This window comes from Enterobacter cloacae complex sp. SHL001 (assembly GCF_049236825.1).
Lineage (GTDB): Bacteria > Pseudomonadota > Gammaproteobacteria > Enterobacterales > Enterobacteriaceae > Enterobacter > Enterobacter hormaechei_C.
Genome location: NZ_JBMKIP010000005.1, coordinates 178,162 through 200,947, shown reverse-complemented (window position 1 = coordinate 200,947; position 22,786 = coordinate 178,162). Strand labels below are relative to the sequence as shown.

General features: G+C 57.0%; 23 protein-coding genes. 20 read left to right on the top strand and 3 right to left on the bottom strand.

What is annotated here, in order from left to right; genetic code table 11:
• Positions 1–155 precede the first annotated feature (155 nt).
• Entirely contained in the window at positions 156–641 is a 486-nt protein-coding gene (gene sixA, locus ACOTYH_RS15515; RefSeq protein ID WP_003861375.1) for a phosphohistidine phosphatase SixA, read from the top strand.
• Between the two features lie 46 nt (positions 642–687).
• On the opposite strand, the gene smrB is transcribed toward sixA, so the two are convergent.
• Entirely contained in the window at positions 688–1,239 is a 552-nt protein-coding gene (smrB, locus tag ACOTYH_RS15510; RefSeq protein ID WP_017692984.1) for an endonuclease SmrB, read from the bottom strand.
• 145 nt (positions 1,240–1,384) lie between these two features.
• On the opposite strand from smrB, the gene prmB reads away from it, so the two are divergent.
• From prmB to ACOTYH_RS15480, 6 genes are read left to right on the top strand one after another with little or no spacing between them, the layout of a single operon-like run.
• The gene (prmB, locus tag ACOTYH_RS15505; RefSeq protein WP_063932829.1) at positions 1,385–2,317 is read left to right on the top strand and encodes a 50S ribosomal protein L3 N(5)-glutamine methyltransferase; all 933 of its coding nucleotides are present in this window, start codon (positions 1,385–1,387) and stop codon (positions 2,315–2,317) included.
• A 60-nt stretch (positions 2,318–2,377) separates the two neighbouring features.
• Positions 2,378–3,463: a chorismate synthase gene (gene aroC, locus ACOTYH_RS15500; protein ID WP_015572247.1), complete on the top strand. Its 1,086-nt coding sequence runs from the start codon at positions 2,378–2,380 to the stop codon at positions 3,461–3,463.
• 2 nt (positions 3,464–3,465) lie between these two features.
• The gene (gene mepA, locus ACOTYH_RS15495; RefSeq protein WP_003861385.1) at positions 3,466–4,290 is read left to right on the top strand and encodes a penicillin-insensitive murein endopeptidase; all 825 of its coding nucleotides are present in this window, start codon (positions 3,466–3,468) and stop codon (positions 4,288–4,290) included.
• Entirely contained in the window at positions 4,290–5,099 is an 810-nt protein-coding gene (locus tag ACOTYH_RS15490; protein WP_003861386.1) for a sulfite exporter TauE/SafE family protein, read from the top strand. The genes mepA and ACOTYH_RS15490 overlap by 1 nt, the downstream gene beginning before the upstream one ends.
• Positions 5,099–5,644: an elongation factor P hydroxylase gene (locus ACOTYH_RS15485; protein WP_003861390.1), complete on the top strand. Its 546-nt coding sequence runs from the start codon at positions 5,099–5,101 to the stop codon at positions 5,642–5,644. Before ACOTYH_RS15490 ends, ACOTYH_RS15485 begins: the two co-directional genes overlap by 1 nt.
• Positions 5,645–5,657: 13 nt before the next feature.
• Positions 5,658–5,936: a YfcL family protein gene (locus ACOTYH_RS15480; RefSeq protein ID WP_017383451.1), complete on the top strand. Its 279-nt coding sequence runs from the start codon at positions 5,658–5,660 to the stop codon at positions 5,934–5,936.
• Positions 5,937–5,994: 58 nt separating this feature from the next.
• On the opposite strand, the gene mnmC is transcribed toward ACOTYH_RS15480, so the two are convergent.
• Complete coding sequence (gene mnmC / locus ACOTYH_RS15475; RefSeq protein WP_017383450.1) at positions 5,995–7,992, bottom strand: bifunctional tRNA (5-methylaminomethyl-2-thiouridine)(34)-methyltransferase MnmD/FAD-dependent 5-carboxymethylaminomethyl-2-thiouridine(34) oxidoreductase MnmC; 1,998 nt, start codon at positions 7,990–7,992, stop codon at positions 5,995–5,997.
• Between the two features lie 158 nt (positions 7,993–8,150).
• Between mnmC and fabB the strand changes: the two genes are divergently transcribed.
• A complete protein-coding gene (gene fabB / locus ACOTYH_RS15470; RefSeq protein ID WP_015572249.1) occupies positions 8,151–9,368 on the top strand; it encodes a beta-ketoacyl-ACP synthase I in 1,218 nt (405 codons plus the stop codon).
• Positions 9,369–9,436: 68 nt separating this feature from the next.
• Positions 9,437–10,615 carry an MFS transporter gene (locus ACOTYH_RS15465; protein WP_058689109.1) on the top strand — a complete coding sequence of 393 codons (1,179 nt, stop codon included), beginning with the start codon at positions 9,437–9,439 and terminating at the stop codon, positions 10,613–10,615.
• Between the two features lie 85 nt (positions 10,616–10,700).
• Here the strand turns inward: ACOTYH_RS15465 and flk are convergent, their stop codons facing one another.
• Entirely contained in the window at positions 10,701–11,705 is a 1,005-nt protein-coding gene (gene flk, locus ACOTYH_RS15460; protein WP_045333685.1) for a flagella biosynthesis regulator Flk, read from the bottom strand.
• Positions 11,706–11,816: 111 nt separating this feature from the next.
• On the opposite strand from flk, the gene pdxB reads away from it, so the two are divergent.
• The 11 genes from pdxB to argT all read left to right on the top strand — a co-directional run bounded on the left by pdxB (position 11,817) and on the right by argT (position 22,609).
• Complete coding sequence (pdxB, locus tag ACOTYH_RS15455) at positions 11,817–12,953, top strand: 4-phosphoerythronate dehydrogenase PdxB (RefSeq protein WP_017692991.1); 1,137 nt, start codon at positions 11,817–11,819, stop codon at positions 12,951–12,953.
• A gap of 66 nt (positions 12,954–13,019) precedes the next feature.
• Positions 13,020–14,033 (top strand): aspartate-semialdehyde dehydrogenase, encoded by a 1,014-nt coding sequence (locus ACOTYH_RS15450; RefSeq protein ID WP_015572252.1) that lies wholly within the window; start codon positions 13,020–13,022, stop codon positions 14,031–14,033.
• Complete coding sequence (gene truA, locus ACOTYH_RS15445; RefSeq protein WP_001286071.1) at positions 14,033–14,845, top strand: tRNA pseudouridine(38-40) synthase TruA; 813 nt, start codon at positions 14,033–14,035, stop codon at positions 14,843–14,845. The genes ACOTYH_RS15450 and truA overlap by 1 nt, the downstream gene beginning before the upstream one ends.
• Before the next feature lie 28 nt (positions 14,846–14,873).
• The gene (locus ACOTYH_RS15440; protein WP_003861406.1) at positions 14,874–15,533 is read left to right on the top strand and encodes a DedA family protein; all 660 of its coding nucleotides are present in this window, start codon (positions 14,874–14,876) and stop codon (positions 15,531–15,533) included.
• Between the two features lie 154 nt (positions 15,534–15,687).
• Complete coding sequence (accD, locus tag ACOTYH_RS15435) at positions 15,688–16,593, top strand: acetyl-CoA carboxylase, carboxyltransferase subunit beta (protein WP_014884667.1); 906 nt, start codon at positions 15,688–15,690, stop codon at positions 16,591–16,593.
• Between the two features lie 70 nt (positions 16,594–16,663).
• Positions 16,664–17,932 carry a bifunctional tetrahydrofolate synthase/dihydrofolate synthase gene (gene folC / locus ACOTYH_RS15430; RefSeq protein ID WP_058689108.1) on the top strand — a complete coding sequence of 423 codons (1,269 nt, stop codon included), beginning with the start codon at positions 16,664–16,666 and terminating at the stop codon, positions 17,930–17,932.
• Entirely contained in the window at positions 17,922–18,617 is a 696-nt protein-coding gene (dedD, locus tag ACOTYH_RS15425) for a cell division protein DedD (RefSeq protein WP_017383444.1), read from the top strand. Before folC ends, dedD begins: the two co-directional genes overlap by 11 nt.
• Positions 18,618–18,837: 220 nt before the next feature.
• Complete coding sequence (gene cvpA, locus ACOTYH_RS15420; RefSeq protein WP_000262116.1) at positions 18,838–19,326, top strand: colicin V production protein; 489 nt, start codon at positions 18,838–18,840, stop codon at positions 19,324–19,326.
• Positions 19,327–19,359: 33 nt separating this feature from the next.
• The gene (gene purF, locus ACOTYH_RS15415; protein ID WP_006811407.1) at positions 19,360–20,877 is read left to right on the top strand and encodes an amidophosphoribosyltransferase; all 1,518 of its coding nucleotides are present in this window, start codon (positions 19,360–19,362) and stop codon (positions 20,875–20,877) included.
• An 89-nt stretch (positions 20,878–20,966) separates the two neighbouring features.
• The gene (locus tag ACOTYH_RS15410; protein ID WP_015572254.1) at positions 20,967–21,536 is read left to right on the top strand and encodes a UbiX family flavin prenyltransferase; all 570 of its coding nucleotides are present in this window, start codon (positions 20,967–20,969) and stop codon (positions 21,534–21,536) included.
• Between the two features lie 290 nt (positions 21,537–21,826).
• Positions 21,827–22,609, top strand: a complete 783-nt coding sequence (argT, locus tag ACOTYH_RS15405; RefSeq protein WP_015572255.1) for a lysine/arginine/ornithine ABC transporter substrate-binding protein ArgT — start codon at positions 21,827–21,829, stop codon at positions 22,607–22,609.
• Positions 22,610–22,786: the final 177 nt, after the last annotated feature.

The window sequence follows — 22,786 nt, the reverse complement described above, 5'->3', positions numbered from 1 at the left end:
ACAGAGATTGACTATACTTACGCCATTGAGGTAAAAAACAGCGTTTCATTCACCGAATGGATCAGGCACAATGCCCGGCCATCGGGTTTTCTACCTCAGAGCATTAATCGCGGGTAGTTAACGCCGGTGATTCTGGTTAACAAAAGCGGTGCAATATGCAAGTTTTTATCATGCGTCACGGCGACGCGGCACTCGATGCCGCCAGTGACTCAGTACGTCCTTTAACCGTCTGTGGCTGCGACGAATCCCGTCAGATGGCGACATGGCTTAAAGGTCAAAAAGTGGACATTGAACGCGTTCTGGTGAGTCCGTTCCTGCGGGCAGAACAGACGCTGGATGTGGTAGGAGAGTGTATGAACCTGCCATCCAGTGTGGATGTTCTCCCTGAACTCACGCCGTGTGGCGATGTTGGCCTTGTCAGTGCTTACCTTCAGGCGCTGTGCAATGAAGGTGTCGCTTCCGCACTGGTCATTTCCCACCTGCCGCTGGTCGGCTATCTGGTATCTGAGCTGTGCCCGGGCGAAACGCCACCGATGTTCACAACGTCCGCCATTGCCAACGTCACCCTCGACGAAACCGGCAAAGGGGTCTTTAACTGGCAAATGAGTCCGTGCAACCTGAAGATGGCAAAAGCCATCTGACGTGACGTGCGATATGGCGGGGTGCAGCGTGCCTCCCGCCATCCTGTCAGGGCAATTCTGGCGGCTGCCACTCCTCGACCTCAATCAATACCAGCAATGCGGCATCTCCGCCGTACTCTTTTGGCGCCTGATGAAAAGCCATCACGTATGGATGCTGAGCCAGCCACAGCGGTGTCTGTTGCTTAAGAATATGTTTGCCGTGGCCGTGCATCACGCAGGCGCAAAAAACATGCTCGCGACGACATGCCGCGATCAACGCCCCCAGCTCCTGTTTCGCCTGCATCTGGGTCAACCCATGCAGATCGAGGAACAGCTCCGGCGAGTAATCTCCCCGGCGTAATTTTTTCAGTTCAAAATGGCTGACGTCTTCGCGCACGTATTTCACCGCACCCTGCGTATTTAGCAGCGGCTGAAACTCATCTGAAAAATAGTGGCTGTTATCGGCCTGCTCCTGGAGCAACCGTTTGACCGGTACCTCGCTGACTTTTTTACGCTGCGGGCGATGGACAATGGTGTCGTGCGTGATTTGACGCGTCCCGGTCATCAGCTGGCGGAAGAGAGCCTGATCCTCCTCGCTGAGCGATGTTTTCTTTTTCATTCGTCATTCTCATCTCGTATTTCCGATAGTGTACCCGACTAAACGCATTTTTTAACCTCAAGCGGTACGCGTCATTGCTGATTTATCGCCGTCTTCATGGCAAACTAGCCGCCGAAAATTATGCGAGCATGCCCTGGAGGAAAGAGTGGATAAAATTTTTGTCGATGAAGCAGTAAACGAGCTGCATACCATACAGGACATGTTGCGCTGGTCGGTTAGCCGCTTCAGCGCCGCCAATATCTGGTACGGACACGGTACCGACAACCCGTGGGATGAGGCCGTGCAGCTGGTGCTGCCGTCTCTCTACCTGCCGCTGGATATTCCGGAAGACATGCGCACCGCGCGCCTGACCTCCAGTGAAAAACACCGCATCGTTGAGCGCGTGATCCGTCGCGTAAACGAGCGCATTCCGGTGGCTTACCTGACCAACAAAGCCTGGTTCTGCGGCCACGAATTCTATGTTGATGAGCGCGTGCTGGTGCCGCGTTCGCCGATTGGCGAGCTGATCAACAACCATTTTGACGGCCTGATTAACCATCAGCCGCAGCACATTCTTGATATGTGCACCGGCAGCGGCTGCATCGCCATTGCCTGCGCGTACGCCTTCCCGGAAGCGGAAGTGGACGCCGTCGATATCTCCACCGACGCGCTGGCCGTCACCGAATACAACATTGAAGAGCACGGGCTGATTCATCACGTCACGCCTATCCGCTCTGACCTGTTCCGCGACCTGCCGACGCTGCAATACGACCTGATCGTCACCAATCCGCCGTACGTGGATGCAGAAGATATGTCCGACCTGCCGAACGAGTATCGTCACGAGCCGGAGCTGGGCCTGGCGTCAGGCTCTGACGGGCTGAAGCTGACCCGCCGCATCCTGGCCTGCGCGCCGGATTATCTGACCGACGACGGCGTTCTGATTTGTGAAGTAGGCAACAGCATGGTACATCTGATAGAGCAGTACCCGGATGTGCCGTTCACCTGGCTTGAGTTCGACAACGGCGGTGACGGCGTCTTTATGCTGACCAAGGCGCAACTGCTTGATGCACGCGAATACTTCAGCATTTACAAAGATTAATCCAGCGGGCTTCGGCCCGTTTCACAACGCTCAAACACAAACAACAACATCGGAGCCGTGATGGCAGGAAACAGTATTGGACAGGTATTCCGTGTGACCACCTTTGGCGAGTCGCACGGTCTGGCACTGGGTTGTATCGTTGATGGCGTCCCGCCAGGCATCGAACTGACCGAAGCCGATTTACAGCATGACCTTGACCGTCGTCGTCCGGGTACCTCTCGCTACACCACGCAGCGTCGCGAGCCGGACCAGGTCAAAATTCTCTCCGGCGTATTTGAAGGCCGTACCACAGGAACCAGCATTGGCCTGCTGATTGAAAACACCGATCAGCGTTCTCAGGACTACGGCGCGATTAAGGACGTTTTCCGTCCTGGTCACGCCGACTATACCTACGAACAAAAATATGGCTTTCGCGACTATCGCGGCGGCGGACGTTCTTCCGCGCGTGAAACCGCGATGCGCGTGGCGGCAGGGGCAATTGCCAAAAAATATCTCCAGCAGAAATTCGGCATCGTTATCCGCGGCTGTCTGTCCCAGATGGGCGACATTCCGCTGGCAATCAAAGACTGGGATCAAGTAGAGCTCAACCCGTTCTTCTGCGCCGATGCCGACAAGCTGGACGCGCTGGATGAGCTGATGCGTGGCCTGAAAAAAGAGGGCGACTCCATTGGTGCGAAAGTCACCGTGGTGGCCGACGGCGTGCCGGCTGGCTGGGGCGAGCCGGTATTTGACCGCCTTGACGCCGATATCGCCCACGCGCTGATGAGCATCAACGCGGTGAAAGGCGTTGAAATCGGCGACGGTTTTGACGTGGTCAAGCTTCGCGGCAGCCAGAACCGCGACGAAATCACGAAGGCGGGTTTCCAGAGCAACCATGCGGGCGGCATTCTGGGTGGCATCAGCAGCGGGCAGCAAATTATTGCCAATATTGCGCTGAAGCCAACGTCCAGCATTACCGTCCCGGGCCACACGATTAACCGCGCTGGCGATGAAGTTGAGATGATCACCAAAGGGCGTCACGATCCGTGCGTGGGGATCCGCGCGGTGCCGATCGCAGAAGCGATGCTGGCGATCGTGCTGATGGATCACTTCCTGCGCCAGCGCGCGCAGAATGCGGATGTGACGACCACCATTCCACGCTGGTAACTATGAAAAAAACCGCAATCGCTCTGCTGGCGCTGCTGGCCAGTGGAGCAAGCCTGGCCGCTACGCCGTGGCAGAAAATCACCCACCCGGTAGCGGGGAGCGCGCAGTCCATTGGCGCTTTCTCCAACGGGTGTATCGTCGGCGCGCAGGAACTTCCGCTGCAATCGGATACCTATCAGGTGATGCGCACCGACCAGCGCCGTTATTTCGGCCATCCTGACCTGGTGCTGTTTATTCAGCGTCTTGGCAACCAGGTGCATAACCTGGGGCTGGGGACGATGCTGATTGGCGATATGGGGATGCCTGCCGGTGGTCGCTTCAACGGCGGTCACGCCAGCCACCAGACCGGACTGGATGTGGATATCTTCCTGCAATTGCCGAAAACGCGCTGGAGCTCAGCGCAGCTGCTGAAACCGCAGGCGCTGGATCTGGTCTCGGCCGACGGTAAACGGGTCGTCGCCTCGCGCTGGTCGCCGGAAATTTCCAGCATGATTAAGCTGGCGGCAGAGGATAACGACGTCACGCGGATCTTTGTTAATCCGGCCATCAAGCAGCAGCTTTGCCTGGATGCGGGAACGGATCGCGACTGGTTGCGTAAAGTGCGCCCTTGGTTCCAGCACCGGGCGCATATGCATGTTCGCCTGCGCTGTCCGGCGAACAGCCTGGAATGTGAAGATCAGCCGCTGCCACCGCCTGGCGATGGTTGTGGTTACGAACTGCAAAGCTGGTTTGAACCAGCCAAGCCTGGAACCTCTAAGCCTGAGAAGAAGACACCGCCTCCGTTGCCGCCTTCCTGCCAGGCGCTACTGGATGAGCATGTACTTTAATGGATAATTTCGTCGATCTGTTCATGGTGTCACCGCTGCTGCTGGCGGTGCTCTTTTTTGTTGCGATGTTAGCCGGATTTATCGATGCCCTGGCGGGCGGCGGCGGGTTGCTCACCGTTCCGGCGCTGCTGGCGGCAGGCATGAGCCCTGCCCAGGCGCTTGCCACCAACAAACTCCAGGCATGCGGCGGTTCGCTCTCCTCGTCGCTCTATTTCATCCGGCGCAAAGTGGTGAATCTCGCCGATCAGAAGCTCAATATCCTGATGACGTTTATTGGCTCAACGGCGGGTGCGCTGCTGGTCCAGCACGTACAGTCCGACATTCTGCGCCAGATCCTGCCGCTGCTGGTTATCTGTATCGGCCTCTATTTCCTGCTGATGCCAAAGCTCGGGGAAGAAGATCGACAGCGTCGTCTTCACGGCCTGCCGTTTGCGCTGATTGCCGGTGGCTGCGTCGGTTTTTACGATGGCTTCTTTGGCCCGGGGGCAGGTTCGTTTTATGCGCTGGCATTCGTGACGCTGGCCGGATTCAACCTCGCCAAATCCACCGCCCACGCCAAAGTCCTCAACGCGACCTCCAACGTTGGCGGTCTGCTGCTGTTTATCATTGGCGGCAAGGTTATCTGGGCAACCGGGTTTGTGATGATGGCAGGGCAGTTTTTGGGCGCGCGCGCAGGCTCGCGTCTGGTATTAAGCAAAGGACAAAAGCTGATCCGCCCGATGATTGTTGTCGTCTCGGCGGTGATGAGCGCCAAACTTCTTTATGACAGCCATGGACAGGAGATCCTCACCTGGTTGGGGATGAACTAATGAACAGTACGCATAACTACGAACAGCTGATTGAGATCTTCGATAGCTGTTTCGCTGATGATTTTAATACCCGTCTGATTAAAGGCGACGACGAACCGATCTATCTTCCAGCTGATGACGAGGTTCCGTATAACCGCATCATCTTTGCCCACGGCTTTTACGCCAGCGGTTTGCACGAAATTTCGCACTGGTGTATCGCCGGGAAAGCGCGTCGCGAGCTGGTGGACTTTGGTTACTGGTACTGCCCGGACGGGCGCGACGCCGCCACCCAGGGGCAGTTCGAAGATGTGGAGGTGAAACCTCAGGCGCTCGAATGGCTGTTCTGCGTAGCGGCGGGTTTCCCGTTCAACGTAAGCTGTGACAATCTCGAAGGCGACTTCGAGCCAGACCGTATCGTCTTCCAGCGCCGCGTTCATGCGCAGGTGATGGAATATCTTGAGAAAGGCATCCCGGCACGTCCGGCACGCTTGATCGAGGCTTTACAGAATTATTACCACACGCCGGAGATCACGGCGGAATGCTTCCCTTGGCCGGAAGATCTTTAACAGAGGAAAGAAGATGATCGCAGAATTTGAATCACGCATTCTGGCGTTAATTGATGACATGGTGGAACACGCCAGTGATGATGAGCTGTTCGCCAGCGGTTATCTGCGTGGTCACCTGACGCTGGCGGTAGCCGCGCTGGAAGCCGGGGACGATCACTCTGCCGACGCCGTTCACGCGGAAGTCACTCGCAGCCTGGAAAAAGCCATTCTGGCCGGGGAACTCTCTCCGCGCGACCAGTCTTTAGTGCTGGGCATGTGGGACAATTTGTTCCAGCAGGCGAAAGCGAAGTAAGTGTATCACCGCCCTCTCCCACAGGGAGAGGGCCGGGGTGAGGGCACCAGACCGCACCCTACTTGACCATTTTCCCCTTCAGCAATTTCCGCACCCACAGTCGGTTTGGATTCAGCCCCGCGAGCGTAACCCTGTCCAGCGGAACCGGCTCGTCGCTCATTTGCGCGGCTAACGCTTCAGCCAGCAGCGGCGCGGAGCATAATCCCCGCGAGCCTAAGCCACCCAGCATAAACAGCTCGGGGTGAACGGGAGCACTTACCGCCGTTTCTTTGTTGTCAGCAAGATCCTGATAGACTTCAAGCGTGGCGTCATAGTCCGGCACGTTTCCCGCCATCGGCAGGTGATCGCGGGTCGCGCAGCGTACGCCGCAGCGCGCCTGACCCTCACCGACATTCACCTCTTTTGCCCACGACGCATCCGGGAAACAGTCGAGCAGGCGCTGGCGGTTTTGCTGCTGATCCGCTTCGCTGTACTGCATATCTGTTTCACCGCGATGGTAGCTGGCACCGATGCAGTGATGGCCGTTGGACGGGTTTTGCGGCGTCAGGTAGCCGTCGTAACACAGCACCTGACGCAGTTTGCTCAGTTGGGGGGCGGCAGGAATATGGCTTACCTGGCCGCCGACCGGATAAACCGGCAATGACGCTGTCTGGGTAAACTGGCTGATATGATGCCCGTTGGCCAGCACAACGCTGGCATGCTGCGCCTCTTTGCCGTTAGCGAAACGCAAATTCCAGTGCGCAGTGCGGCTTAGCGATTGAACCTTATGGGCATAATGCACTGTCAACCCACGCGACTGCCCGAGGGCTATCGCCGCAGAAGTCAGTTCAGCCGGACACAGCCAGCCGCCGAGTGGATACTGAATACCCCCGCAGCCGGTGTCGACGCCAGCGGTCTCTGCAACCTGCTGCGCCGTGACGGCATGGGCGATGGCCTCCGGCAGACCCAGCGACAGCATTTGTGTGATTTTCTGCTGGCTCTTCTCGTCCCAGCCGAGCTGCGTCACGCCGCACCAGTTGTGGTCGAACGCAACCGGCAGGCTATCGTAAAGGCGGCGAGCAAACGTAAACGCCGCCGGGAAGAACTGGAACAGTGCCGGATCGTGTGAACTTAATAAGGGATAAAGCGCGCCCTGACGGTTGCCTGATGCGCCCGTCGCCGGCGCCTCGTCAGCGCAGTAGAGCGTCACCTGCCAGCCACGGTGCAGCAGCGCCAGCGAGAGCAGGGCGCTGGCGATACCCCCGCCCACAATGGCGACCTCACGCGAGGTGCTGGCGCGACGGGCAAACCAGGGGGCCTGCGCCGGGATCGCCAGATCCTGTTCCATCACCCCGACCAGCATGTCGCGTTTGCGGCCAAAGCCTTTGGTTTTCCGCATGGTAAACCCCGCCTCCTGCAACCCACGGCGAACAAATCCCGCCGAGGTGAAGGTAGCAAGCGTCGCGCCCGGGCGCGCCAGACGTGCCATGGCGCTGAACAGGTGCGGGCTCCACATGTCCGGGTTTTTGGCGGGCGCAAAACCATCCAGGAACCAGGCGTCCACCTTCTGATTCATTGAGTCATCGAGCTTATCGGTCAGGTCGTTAATGTCGCCCAGCCACAGGTCGAGGGTGACGCGTCCGTCGTCCAGAATCAGACGATGACAGCCACCGATAGCCGGAGGCCACTGGGCCTGAAGCTGTTCCGCCCAGTGGGTAAGCTCCGGCCAGCGCTGATGGGCAAGCCGCAGATCGTGCGCGGTAAGCGGAAATTTTTCGAAACTGATGAAATGTAATCTTTGTAAGGTAGCCTCGGGGTGTGCAGCGCGAAACTGGTCGAACGCCTGCCAGAGGGTCAGAAAATTCAGCCCGGTGCCGAAACCGCTCTCCGCTACGACAAACAGGCTGCGCGGATGCTCAGGGAAGCGGGTGCTGAGATGATTTCCTTCGAGGAAGACATAGCGCGTCTCTTCCAGTCCGTTATCATTAGAAAAGTAGACGTCATCAAAATCTCGGGAAACAGGTGTACCCTCAGCGTTGAATTCGAGGTTGGCAGGTTGTATGGCGTTTTGTTTCACGTAAGTTACTCGTCCGACAGGCAGTGGCACGATCTTAGCGATGTGAGCCCATCGGTGCAAATTTCCACAGAAAATGGCTGATCGGACTTGTTCGGCGTACAAGTGTACGCTATTGTGCGACTCGAAACTTTTTATAGTGCGACTTACAGAGGTATTGAATGAAACGTGCAGTGATTACTGGCCTGGGCATCGTTTCCAGCATCGGTAATAACCAGCAGGAAGTCCTGGCATCTCTGCGTGAAGGACGCTCCGGGATCACTTTCTCTGAAGAGTTTAAAGATTCTGGAATGCGTAGCCACGTATGGGGTAACGTTAAACTGGACACCACCGGTTTAATTGACCGTAAAGTGGTTCGTTTCATGAACGATGCCTCTATCTACGCCTATCTTTCCATGCAGGAAGCGATCAAGGATTCTGGTCTGAGCGAAGACGCTTACCAGAACAACCCACGCGTGGGCCTGATTGCAGGCTCCGGCGGTTCCTCTAAAGCTCAGGTGTTCGGTGCTGACGCCATGCGCAGCCCGCGCGGCCTGAAAGCGGTCGGTCCATATGTTGTGACCAAAGCCATGGGGTCAGCGGTTTCCGCGTGCCTGGCAACGCCGTTCAAAATCCACGGTGTGAACTACTCCATCAGCTCTGCATGTGCGACCTCCGCACACTGTATCGGTAATGCGGTTGAGCAGATCCAGCTGGGCAAACAGGACATCGTATTTGCTGGCGGCGGCGAAGAGCTGGGCTGGGAAATGGCCTGTGAGTTTGACGCAATGGGCGCACTGTCCACCAAATACAACGAAACGCCAGACAAAGCGTCCCGTACTTATGACGCACACCGCGACGGTTTTGTTATCGCTGGCGGCGGCGGTATGGTTGTGGTTGAAGAGCTGGAACACGCGCTGGCGCGTGGCGCGCACATCTATGCTGAGATCGTGGGCTACGGCGCAACGTCTGACGGCGCTGACATGGTTGCTCCATCCGGTGAAGGCGCGGTGCGCTGCATGAAGATGGCGATGCACGGTGTTGATACTCCAATCGACTACCTGAACTCCCACGGCACCTCAACGCCGGTAGGCGACGTGAAAGAGCTGGGTGCGATCCGTGAAGTGTTCGGCGACAACAGCCCGGCTATCTCTGCAACCAAAGCCATGACCGGTCACTCTCTGGGAGCGGCGGGCGTGCAGGAAGCGATCTACTCTCTGCTGATGCTGGAAAACGGCTTTATCGCGCCAAGCATCAACATCGAAGAGATGGACGAGCAGGCGGCTGGCCTGAACATCGTGACCGAAACCACCGAACGTGCGCTGACGACCGTTATGTCCAACAGCTTCGGTTTCGGCGGCACCAACGCCACGCTGGTGATGCGTAAGCTGAAAGCGTAAGCGTTTGAAGGTATAGTAGAAGGGAGCCGCGCGGCTCCCTTTTTTTATGCCTGAACACGGAGTTATGCATGAAGGCTGTTACCCCTGGGAAGAGCGCTCCTTCCGGGAATCTTCCCCTTTTCCGCATCGCCTTTGCGGTGTTTCTGACCTATATGACCGTTGGCCTGCCGCTGCCGGTGATCCCCTTGTTCGTTCACCAGGAGCTGGGCTATGGCAACACCATGGTCGGCATTGCGGTGGGCATTCAGTTTTTAGCGACGGTATTAACCCGGGGCTACGCCGGTCGCCTGGCGGATCAGCACGGCGCAAAACGCTCGGCGTTGCAGGGCATGTTTGCCTGCGGGCTGGCGGGGGGAGCCTGGCTGCTGGCGGCGCTGTTGCCAATAGATGCAGCGTATAAATTCGCGCTGCTGGTGGCAGGGCGCCTGATCCTCGGCTTTGGCGAAAGCCAGCTGCTGACCGGCACCCTTACCTGGGGAATGGGGCTGGTGGGGCCTGCGCGTTCCGGAAAAGTGATGTCCTGGAACGGGATGGCGATTTACGGCGCGCTGGCGGCAGGCGCACCGCTGGGGCTGCTGATCCACAGCCAGTTTGGTTTTGCGGCGCTGGCAGGCACCACCATGGTATTGCCGCTGCTGGCGTGGGCGTTTAACGGTTCGGTGCGTAAGGTGCCCGCCCATAAAGGCGAGCGTCCTTCGCTGTGGAGCGTGGTAGGGCAAATCTGGCAGCCGGGGCTTGGGCTGGCGCTTCAGGGGGTGGGCTTCGCGGTTATTGGTACCTTTGTTTCCCTCTATTTCATGAGCCGCGGCTGGGCGATGGCGGGCTTTACGCTGACGGCCTTTGGCGGCGCGTTTGTATTGATGCGCGTGCTGTTTGGCTGGATGCCGGATCGCTTTGGCGGCGTGAAGGTGGCCGTGGCGTCACTTGTCATTGAGACCGTGGGTCTGGTACTGCTCTGGCAGGCGCCCTCTGCATCCGTTGCGCTGCTGGGTGCGGCGTTAACCGGCTGCGGCTGCTCGCTGATCTTCCCGGCGCTGGGCGTTGAAGTGGTGAAGCGCGTCGCTCCGCAGGTGCGCGGCACGGCGCTGGGCGGCTATGCGGCGTTTCAGGATATCTCATACGGCATCACCGGGCCGCTCGCGGGGCTGCTTGCAACGTCGTTTGGCTATCCTTCCGTCTTCCTGGCCGGTGCGGTGTCAGCGGTGGTGGGAATTGTGGTGACGCTGGTGGCGTTTCGCAGGTCGTAGTTTTTTGCCCGGTGGCGCTTCGCTTACCGGGCCTACAACCGCGCGAACCGTAGGCCGGGTAAGGCGTAGCCGCCACCCGGCAGTTTTAAGCAACCAGCCAGAAAATCGCCAGCGCAATCACCAACGCGATAAACATCAATCCCGGACGGGCAGAAAGCGTTTTGAACGTATCAACTACGGGGGCAAACAGCGGGCTGTAGATCGGCTGAATGTTTCTTACCTCCGGCACGCCGCCTTCCCGCTCGGCGCGGCGAATGAAGATCTGATTGAGCACATCCTGCACCTGCGCGGTGGTCAGCACCGTTTGCGGCGTAGCCTGCCAGCTCTGCTGAGCGTAATCCCGAATCATATCGAACTCGTGCGGTTCCAGCGGTTGTTTCAGCGCCGCCTGTACGCTGTGCAGGGTCGGGGCGCTCTGGGTGCTGAGCGTCTGACGCGCCTGGAGCCAGGTGACCAGATGGGTAAACTGTTTTGCCGGGATCATCTCGCCCGCTTTCATACCGGAAAGTTCCAGCATGGATTGCCAGATAAGCTTTGTGGGTTCGCCGGTAGCGGCAGCCAGCTTAGTGACCATCTGCTTGAGCGTATTATGCTCCGCAGGCTGCAATGGCCGCTCTGTAGACGGGCGCTGTTGCGGCTGCGGGATAGAAAGCTGATTGCTTTGCAGCAGGGTCAACACGGTTTTCAGCTGTTCCGGAGAAAGCTGGCTCAGGGCGGTATGACCGTACTGTTGACGGATAAAATCACTCACCGCCTGGCGATTATTCCCCTGGCCCAATAGCTCGGTCAGCTGCGAGATAATCTGGCGGGTAGTATGTTGCTGCTGTGCGCTGGTAAGACGCTGGTTAAGGTTTTGTTCGGCGGCAGGGAAATGGCGCGACTGTAGCGGCGCATCGTTTCTGACGCCCAAATCGTGCTTAACGCCGGCCCATACCTCTGCGTTTTGCTGTGAGGTTAACGCAATAAGACGCGTGATCAGACGCTCCAGTACGGTGCGTTGCTGCGTGGAGAGCGGTTGTTCGCCTGGCGTGTTGGGCGTTACGGGGCCTTCACCCGGAGGGCGCGGAGGCGTACCTGAAATGGGCTGCATCGTCAAAAATCCTTAAAGTCAAACTCTGCGTAACCGGGCGGAGATATATGCCCGGCGGCGAGATTATGGCACACTTGGCAGGTTTACTTCCTCTCAAACAGGTACTCAGACGTGAAAATCCTCGTTGATGAAAATATGCCTTACGCCCGTGAGCTGTTCAGCCGCCTGGGTGAGGTTAAGGCTGTCCCTGGTCGCCCGATTCCGGTCAGCGAACTGGACGATGCAGACGCCCTGATGGTGCGCTCGGTGACCAAAGTAAATGAGGCACTGCTCACCGGCAAAGGGGTTAAATTTGTCGGGACGGCAACGGCCGGGACCGATCATGTGGATGACCAGTGGCTTAAGCAGGCGGGGATTGGTTTTTCCGCGGCGCCAGGCTGTAACGCCATTGCCGTCGTGGAATATGTTTTCTCCTCACTATTGATGCTGGCCGAGCGCGATGGTTTTGCGCTGAAAGACCGCACCGTCGGGATTGTGGGGGTGGGCAACGTGGGCGGACGTCTGCAAAAGCGTCTGGAAGCCTGGGGTATCCGCACCCTGCTGTGCGATCCGCCGCGTAAGGATAACGGCGATGAAGGCGACTTCCGCACGCTGGATGAGCTGGTCGACGAGTGCGACGTCATCACCTTCCATACGCCGCTCTTTAAAGAGGGGCCGTACAAGACTCTGCACCTGGCCGACGAAAAGCTGATCCGCCGTCTGAAGGCTGGCACTATTCTGATAAATGCCTGCCGGGGACCGGTGGTGGATAACGCGGCGCTGCTGGCATGTCTCGACGAAGGACAAGAGCTTAGCGTCGTGCTGGACGTCTGGGAACCCGAGCCGGATCTCAACGTCGCCTTGCTGAATAAGGTGGACGTGGGTACCGCGCATATTGCGGGTTATACCCTTGAAGGCAAAGCGCGTGGCACAACCCAGGTGTTTGAGGCTTACAGCGCCTTTATCGGCCACCCGCAGCAGGTGGCGCTGGATACGCTGCTGCCCGCCCCGGAATTCGGCCGCATTACCCTTCATGGCCCGCTGGATGAGGCAACGCTGAAAAGACTGGTGCATTTGGTGTATGATGTGCGCCGCGATGACGCGCTGCTGCGTAAAGTGGCGGGTATTCCGGGTGAGTTTGACAAGCTGCGCAAAAATTACCTTGAGCGCCGCGAGTGGTCTTCCCTGTATGTCATGTGCGATGACGCGTCAGCGGCGGGGCTGCTGCATAAACTGGGATTTAACGCCGTTCACCACCCGGCACGTTAATGTCTTCTTAATGCTCCCTGTCGGATGCTCCGGCAGGGACGCTTTTTATTTCTGGAGTAAACCACCATGTCTGAAGGCTGGAACATTGCCATTTTGGGTGCCACTGGCGCCGTGGGCGAAGCCCTGCTTGAAACCCTTGCTGAGCGTCAGTTCCCGGTGGGTGAGATTTACGCACTGGCGCGTACCGACAGCGCAGGAGAACATCTGCGTTTCGGCGGCAAATCCGTGATGGTGCAGGATGCCGCCGCGTTTGACTGGACGCAGGCTCAGCTGGCGTTTTTTGCCGCAGGTGCGGAAGCCACGGCGTCTTACATTGAAGAAGCGACAAATTCAGGCTGTCTGGTGATCGACCTGAGCGGCCTGTTCTCCCTGGAGCCGGATGTGCCGCTGGTGGTGCCGGACGTCAACCCGTTTGTGCTGGCTGACTACCGCAACCGCAACATCATTGCAGTACCGAACAGCCTCACCAGCCAGCTGCTGACCGCGCTGAAGCCGCTGATCGACGACGGTGGCCTGTCGCGTATTTCCGTGACCAGCCTGCTTTCAGCCTCCGCTAACGGTAAAAAAGCCGTAGACGCACTGGCAGGGCAGAGCGCGAAGCTGCTGAACGGTATCCCGATCGACGAAGATGATTTCTTTGGCCGCCAGCTGGCGTTCAACATGCTGCCGCTGCTGCCGGATCGTGAAGGTTCGGTGCGGGAAGAGCGTCGTATCGTCGATGAAGCACGCAAAATTTTGCAGGATGACGGGCTGATGATCTCCGCGAATGTCGTGCAGTCTCCGGTCTTTTACGGCCACGCGCAGATGGTCGGGTTTGAAGCCCTGCGTCCGCTGGCGGCTGAAGAAGCCCGCGACGCGTTTGGCCGCGGTGAGGACATTGTCCTGTCCGAAGAGAGCGAATTCCCGACGCAGGTGGGCGACGCCACCGGCAGCGCGCATCTCTCTGTGGGCTGCGTGCGTAACGATTACGGTATGCCGGAGCAGGTGCAGTTCTGGTCCGTTGCCGACAACGTGCGTTTTGGCGGCGCGCTGATGGCGGTCAAAATCGCGGAAAAACTGGTGCAGGAGTATCTGTACTGATGTCAGATGTGGAACAAAAGCCGGTCCACAGAATTGCCCTCGGCATTGAATACGATGGCAGTAAATACTATGGCTGGCAGCGGCAGAATGAGGTGCGCAGCGTCCAGGAGAAGCTGGAGAAAGCGCTCTCTCAGGTGGCGAACGAACCGATAAGCGTCTTCTGTGCGGGCCGCACCGATGCCGGCGTTCACGGCACGGGGCAGGTGGTGCATTTTGACACCACCGCCGTGCGCAAAGACGCGGCCTGGACGCTGGGTGTAAATGCGAATTTGCCTGGTGACATTGCCGTGCGTTGGGTGAAAGCTGTGCCGGATGATTTTCACGCGCGTTTCAGCGCGACGGCGCGGCGCTACCGTTATGTCATCTATAACCAGCGCCTGCGCCCGGCGGTGTTAAGCCAGGGCGTGACGCATTTTTATGAACCGCTGGATGCAGAACGTATGCAGCGTGCGGCGCAGTGTCTGATTGGAGAGAATGATTTTACGTCGTTTCGTGCGGTGCAGTGTCAGTCCCGTACGCCGTGGCGTAACGTCATGCACATTAACGTCAGTCGTTATGGCGCGTATGTGGTGGTGGATATCAAAGCCAATGCCTTTGTACATCATATGGTGCGGAATATTGTAGGCAGCCTGATGGAAGTGGGCGCCGGACACCAGCCGGAGAGCTGGATTGCAGAACTGCTGGCAGCGAAGGACAGAACGCTTGCGGCAGCAACGGCGAAAGCGGAAGGGCTGTATCTGGTTTCGGTGGATTATCCGGACCGGTTCGACCTGCCAAAACCGCCAATGGGCCCGCTGTTTTTAGCGGACTAAACAAAGGTGCAATTAGGGCTTAGACAATATGGACGTAATACGTTTTCTGATTGATTTCATCCTGCATATTGATGTTCACCTGGCGGAGCTGGTCGCGCAGTACGGCGTCTGGGTGTACGCCATTCTGTTCCTCATTCTGTTCTGTGAAACCGGCCTTGTGGTTACGCCGTTCCTGCCGGGAGATTCACTGCTGTTCGTGGCGGGCGCGTTATCCGCACTGCCAACGAATGATCTGAATGTCCATCTGATGGTGGTCCTGATGATCATCGCCGCGATTGTTGGTGATGCGGTCAACTACACCATCGGGCGGGTGTTTGGCGAGCGGTTGTTCAGTAATCCGGACTCGAAGATTTTCCGCCGCAGTTATTTAGATAAGACCCATGCGTTCTATGAGCGCCATGGCGGTAAGACCATTATCCTTGCCCGTTTTGTGCCTATTGTGCGTACATTTGCACCGTTTGTGGCGGGAATGGGTCACATGTCCTATCGTCATTTTGCCATGTATAACGTGGTGGGCGCGCTGCTGTGGGTGCTGCTGTTCACCTATGCAGGCTACCTGTTTGGCGATCTGCCGGTGGTTCAGGAAAACCTTAAGTTACTGATTGTAGCGATTATTGTGCTTTCCGTACTGCCTGGCGTCATCGAAATTATCCGTCACAAACGCGCGGCGGCAAAGCAAGCGAAGTAAATGCACGCTGGCGGTTCGACCACTTTTTTATCCAAAGTTTCGGGCTGTTATGTTTTAATGTGCAACATTCATGGTCTGTTGGAGGCAAAAATGGCATTATTCGCCTCTTACAGCAAAACTGGCATACGACCAGGTTCAGGCAGAAAGGTTATCAATGAGCTGGATTGAACGAATTAAAAGCAACATTACCCCAACGCGTAAAGCGAGCATTCCTGAAGGGGTATGGACGAAGTGTGATAGCTGCGGCCAGGTTCTGTATCGCGCAGAGCTTGAACGCAATCTTGAGGTGTGTCCGAAGTGTGACCACCATATGCGTATGTCGGCGCGCAACCGCCTGCATAGCCTGCTGGACGAAGGTTCTCTGGTAGAACTGGGCAGCGAACTGGAGCCAAAAGATGTGCTTAAGTTCCGCGACTCCAAAAAATACAAAGATCGTCTGGCCTCTGCGCAGAAAGAGACCGGCGAGAAAGACGCGCTGATCGTTATGAAAGGCACCCTGCACGAGATGCCGGTGGTTGCCGCCGCGTTTGAGTTCTCCTTTATGGGCGGCTCAATGGGCTCTGTGGTTGGCGCGCGCTTCGTGCGTGCCGTTGAGCAGGCGCTGGAAGACAACTGCCCGCTGATCTGCTTCTCCGCCTCCGGTGGCGCACGTATGCAGGAAGCGCTGATGTCCCTGATGCAGATGGCGAAAACCTCTGCGGCGCTGGCGAAAATGCAGGAGCGCGGTCTGCCGTACATCTCGGTACTAACCGATCCAACCATGGGCGGCGTTTCTGCAAGCTTCGCGATGCTGGGCGACCTGAACATCGCTGAGCCAAAAGCGCTGATCGGCTTTGCGGGTCCTCGCGTTATCGAGCAGACCGTACGTGAGAAACTGCCGCCGGGCTTCCAGCGCAGTGAGTTCCTCATTGAGAAGGGCGCCATCGACATGATCGTCCGCCGTCCGGAAATGCGCCTGAAACTGGCAAGCGTCCTGGCGAAGCTGATGAATCTGCCGGCGCCGAACCCGGACGAGCCGCGCGAAGGCGTGGTGGTACCGGATCAGGAACCCGAGGCCTGATAACTGAAAAGGGCAGGGCCGAATGGCGCTGCCCTTTTGCTTTCTAAACCGTTAATGACAACCGGGCATCATGGAAAATAAAAGCATTCCTCAAGCCACGTCGCCCCTGGCCGCGTGGCTTCCTTATCTGGAAAACCTGCACAGTAAAACTATTGACATGGGCCTTGAGCGCGTAAGCCAGGTTGCCGCGCGTCTTGACGTGTTGAAACCCGCGCCTTTCGTATTTACCGTGGCCGGCACTAACGGTAAAGGCACCACCTGCCGCACGCTGGAATCTGTCCTGATGGCGGCGGGGTACAAGGTTGGCGTTTACAGCTCGCCGCATCTGGTGCGCTATACCGAGCGCGTGCGCGTGCAAAACACCGAGCTGGCGGAATCCGCCCATACGGCGTCGTTTGCCGCTATCGAAGCTGCGCGCGGCGAAACCTCATTAACCTATTTCGAATACGGCACCCTGTCGGCGCTGTGGCTGTTTAAGCAGGCGCAGCTGGACGTGGTGATCCTGGAAGTGGGGTTGGGCGGGCGTCTGGATGCCACCAATATGGTGGATGCGGATGTCGCCGTCGTCACCAGCATCGCGCTGGATCACACCGACTGGCTGGGCCCGGACCGCGAGAGCATTGGCCGTGAGAAGGCCGGTATTTTCCGGGCCAATAAGCCTGCCGTGGTAGGCGAACCGGACATGCCGCACACCATTGCTGAGGTAGCGAAAGAGAAGGGCGCTCGTCTGCTGCGTCGCGGCGTGGACTGGCAGTATGAGGTGCAGGACAAAGGCTGGCGCTTCAGCGATGCGCAGGGCGTGCTGGAGAATCTGCCGCTGCCGCAGGTGCCACAGCCTAACGCGGCGACTGCGCTGGCAGCCCTGCGCGCCAGCGGATTAGCGGTAAGCGAGCAGGCGATCCGCGATGGCATTCAGAACGCACTGTTACCGGGACGTTTTCAGATTGTGAGTGAGTCGCCGCGTCTGATTCTGGATGTTGCACATAATCCGCATGCGGCGGCGTACCTCGCAGGACGTCTCAAATCGTTACCAAAAACCGGGCGCGTGCTGGCGGTTATCGGTATGCTTCATGATAAAGATATCGGCGGCACGCTGGCCTGCATGGAGAGTGTGGTCGATAGCTGGTATTGTGCTCCTCTGGAAGGGCCGCGCGGCGCGACTGCTGAGCAGTTGATGGAACATCTCGGCAAAGGCGAAATCTACAGCAGTGTGGTTTCGGCCTGGCGTGCCGCGATGGCGGAGGCTAAACCAGAAGATACCGTGCTGGTGTGTGGGTCATTCCACACGGTGGCACATGTCATGGAAGTGATGGACGCGGGGAGAACCGGTGGCGAGTAAGTTTCAGAACCGTTTAACAGGAACCATTGTGCTGGTCGCGCTCGGGGTGATTATTCTCCCGGGACTGCTCGACGGGCAAAAAAAGCATTACCAGGATGAATTTGCGGCCATTCCGCTGGTACCCAAACCGGGCGATCGCGACGAGCCCGATATGCTGCCAGCGGCAACGCAGGCGCTGCCTGCCCAGCCGCCAGAAGGTGCAGCGGAAGAGGTGCGCGCAGGTGATGCAGCCGCGCCGTCTCTTGATCCGTCGCGTCTGGCCGCGAATAACAACGTTGAAATCGATCCTGTACCGGTAGAGCAACCCAAACCGGTTGAAAAACCGAAGCCGGTAGAGAAAACGCAGCCTAAACCGCAGCGTGACAAAGCCGACGAGCAGCTGGCTGCGGCAACGGAAACGCCGCCACCGGCCAAACAGACCCAGCAGGAGGCCGCCCCTACGGGTAAAGCCTATGTCGTTCAGCTCGGTGCGTTGAAAAATGCAGATAAGGTCAATGAGATCGTGAGTAAACTGCGCGGCGCGGGATACCGTGTTTATACTTCACCCACCACGCCGGTACAGGGTAAAATTACCCGTATCCTCGTCGGGCCGGATGCGTCTAAAGATAAGCTCAAAGGTTCGCTTGGCGAGCTGAAGCAAATCTCCGGCCTGAGCGGTGTGGTGATGAACTACAGCGCAAACTGATAGAAATTACCCCCTCACCCTAACCCTCTCCCTTGAGGGAGAGGGCCGGGGTGAGGGGGAGGCAGACGTTCACAGAAACGTCAAAGGTGCGGTGGCGTTGAGCATTTTTTCAGCGCCTTTTTTATTTACGCGTGGGAAGGAAATCCCTACGCAAACGTTTTCTTTTTCTGTTAGAATTCGCCCCGAACTGGATGACAGGGCGTTTAATCGTGGGACACATATGGTCTGGATTGATTACGCCATCATTGCGGTGATTGGTTTTTCCTGTCTGGTTAGCCTGATCCGTGGCTTTGTTCGTGAAGCGTTATCGCTGGTAACCTGGGGTTGTGCTTTCTTTGTTGCCAGTCATTACTACACTTACCTGTCTGTCTGGTTCACGGGCTTTGAAGATGAACTGGTCCGAAACGGAATCGCCATCGCGGTGCTGTTTATCGCGACGCTGATTGTCGGCGCTATCGTCAATTACGTGATAGGTCAGCTGGTCGAGAAAACCGGTCTGTCAGGAACGGACAGGGTACTCGGCATCTGTTTCGGCGCGTTGCGAGGCGTGCTCATTGTGGCCGCGATCCTGTTCTTCCTGGATACCTTTACCGGGTTCTCCAAAAGTGAAGACTGGCAAAAATCGCAGCTCATTCCGGAGTTCAGCTTCATCATCAGATGGTTCTTTGACTATCTGCAAAGCTCGTCGAGTTTCTTGCCCAGGGCATAAACCCTGAGATGTGGCTTAACGAGGAAAAGACGAATGTGCGGTATTGTCGGTATCGCCGGTTTCATGCCGGTAAACCAGTCGATTTATGACGCGTTAACGGTGCTTCAGCACCGTGGGCAGGATGCTGCGGGTATCATCACCATTGATGCAAACAACTGCTTCCGTTTACGCAAGGCGAATGGCCTGGTAAACGATGTGTTTGAAGCCCGCCATATGCAGCGTCTGCAAGGTAATATGGGGATCGGTCACGTTCGTTATCCTACTGCTGGCAGTTCCAGCGCCTCTGAGGCTCAGCCTTTTTACGTTAACTCCCCGTATGGCATCACGCTTGCCCACAATGGCAATCTGACCAATGCCCACGAGCTGCGTAAAAAGCTGTTCGAAGAGAAACGTCGCCACATTAACACCACCTCTGATTCTGAAATCCTGCTCAATATCTTTGCCAGCGAACTGGATAACTTCCGCCATTATCCGCTGGAAGCAGACAACATTTTTGCCGCCGTTGCCGCGACTAACCGCCTGATCCGTGGCGCGTATGCTTGCGTGGCGATGATCATCGGTCACGGCATGGTGGCCTTCCGCGATCCAAACGGCATTCGCCCGCTGGTGCTCGGCAAACGTGACCTCGGCGATGGCCGTTCCGAGTACATGGTTGCCTCCGAAAGCGTGGCGCTGGACACTCTGGGCTTCGAATTCCTGCGTGATGTCGCGCCAGGCGAAGCGGTCTACATCACTGAGAAGGGCCAGCTGTTTACCCGTCAGTGCGCCGACAACCCGGTGAGCAACCCGTGCCTGTTCGAATACGTTTACTTCGCGCGTCCGGACTCGTTCATCGACAAGATTTCCGTTTACAGCGCGCGCGTCAACATGGGGACGAAACTGGGCGAGAAGATTGCCCGCGAGTGGGACGATCTCGACATTGATGTCGTGATCCCAATCCCTGAAACCTCCTGTGATATCGCGCTGGAAATTGCCCGTATTCTGGACAAGCCGTACCGTCAGGGCTTCGTAAAAAACCGCTACGTGGGCCGCACTTTTATCATGCCGGGCCAGCAGCTGCGTCGTAAGTCCGTACGTCGTAAGCTGAACGCTAACCGTGCCGAGTTCCGCGACAAGAACGTGCTGCTGGTGGACGACTCCATTGTGCGCGGCACGACGTCTGAGCAGATCATCGAGATGGCGCGTGAGGCCGGGGCGAAGAAAGTGTATCTCGCCTCCGCAGCGCCGGAAATTCGCTTCCCGAACGTGTATGGCATTGATATGCCAACCGCTAACGAGCTGATTGCTCACGGTCGTGAAGTAGACGAAATTCGGCAGATCATCGGTGCCGACGGCCTGATTTTCCAGGATCTGAACGATCTGATCGACGCGGTGCGCGCCGAGAACCCGGATATTCAGCAGTTCGAATGCTCGGTATTCAATGGGATCTACGTAACGAAAGACGTTGACCAGCAGTATCTCGACTATCTGGATTCGCTGCGTAACGACGATGCGAAAGCCGTCCAGCTGCAAAACGATCTCGAAAGCTTAGAGATGCACAACGAAGGTTGATGCGTATGCAGGTGAGGGCGCTCGCCCTCACTTGCAACTCCCCGTAAAATCCTGCACAGTCTGCCCTGAAATCAGCAAGGGCGAAAATCATGAAACGACTCATTGTAGGGATCAGCGGTGCCAGCGGCGCGATTTATGGCGTCCGGCTTTTACAGGTGCTGCGTGACGTTGCAGGCGTAGAAACCCATCTGGTGATGAGCCAGGCGGCGCGTCAGACCCTCTCTCTTGAAACCGATCTCTCCCTGCGCGACGTTCAGGCCCTGGCTGACGTTGTCCACGATGCCCGCGATATCGCCGCCAGCATCTCTTCGGGCTCGTTTAAAACGGCCGGCATGGTTATTTTGCCCTGTTCGATTAAAACTCTTTCCGGCATTGTAAACAGCTATACCGACACGCTGGTGACGCGTGCAGCGGATGTGGTGCTGAAAGAGCGTCGTCCTCTGGTGCTTTGCGTGCGGGAAACGCCGCTGCACCTGGGACATCTGCGTTTAATGACGCAGGCAGCCGAACTGGGGGCCGTGATTATGCCGCCGGTCCCCGCGTTCTATCATCGTCCGCAAACGCTGGACGATGTCATCAACCAGACCGTTAACCGCGTACTGGATCAGTTCGATATCGACCTGCCGGAAGATCTCTTTACCCGCTGGCAGGGGGCGTGAAGCTGTGCACAAACAAGGTGCATGAAAAGACAATTTGCCCTGTTTCAGGGCAAAACTGCAACCGCGATCATATCCTCGACATTTAATTCGCTTTTTCCCTTTTTCTCTTTCCGGTTCGTTCGGCAGACCTGCTATCTTTCACCATTAAGGCAGTATCGCAACGTTTTATTAACATATTTAACGTCGAAGTTTTAACCCGACGACAATGTGGCATAAGACCTGCAAGAAAAGCCTGCAACACAACACACAACATAAACCATAATAAAATCACGGTTCTTGAGGGTAAATGTATGAAGAAGACGGTTCTGGCTCTGTCTTTGCTCGTGGGCTTGAGTGCAGCAGCAAGTAGCTATGCAGCGCTTCCACAGACAGTTCGTATCGGTACAGACGCAACCTACGCGCCATTCTCCTCCAAGGATGCGAAAGGCGACTTCGTGGGGTTTGATATCGATCTGGGAAATGAGATGTGCAAACGCATGGAAGTGAAATGCACATGGGTGGGCAGTGACTTTGACGCGCTGATCCCGTCGCTGAAAGCCAAGAAAATTGATGCCATTATCTCTTCTCTCTCCATCACGGAAAAACGTCAGCAGGAGATCGCCTTCTCTGAGAAGCTCTACGCTGCCGACTCACGTCTGATTGCCGCGAAAGGCTCGCCAATCCAGCCGACCATCGACTCGCTAAAAGGCAAACATGTTGGCGTGCTTCAGGGCTCGACCCAGGAAGGTTACGCCAATGCTAACTGGCGCGAGAAGGGCGTCGATGTTGTGGCTTACCAGAACCAGGATCTGATCTACTCTGACCTGGCGGCAGGCCGTCTGGATGCCGCGTTTCAGGATGAAGTCGCCGCGAGCGAAGGCTTCCTGAAACAGCCTGCGGGTAAAGAGTACGCCTTTGCCGGCCCGTCGGTAAAAGACAAAAAATACTTTGGCGACGGTACCGGTATTGGCCTGCGTAAGGATGATACCGAGCTGAAAGCCGCCTTCGACAAAGCGTTTAATGAGCTGCGTAAAGACGGTACCTACGACAAACTGGCGAAGAAATACTTCGATTTCAACGTCTACGGTGATTAATGCCTGAATAAGATGCACTGAAGTGGTGCATCTTAACGGGGTTATGTTCCAGTATGGTGCAATACATGCACCATACTGGATCGCTGTGTGCATAGTTAAGCATTTAAAATGCAAAAATTCCCGTTCAAAGGCATTAATCTTTGCCTGAATGAGGGGATTAATGGCACATTAACAACA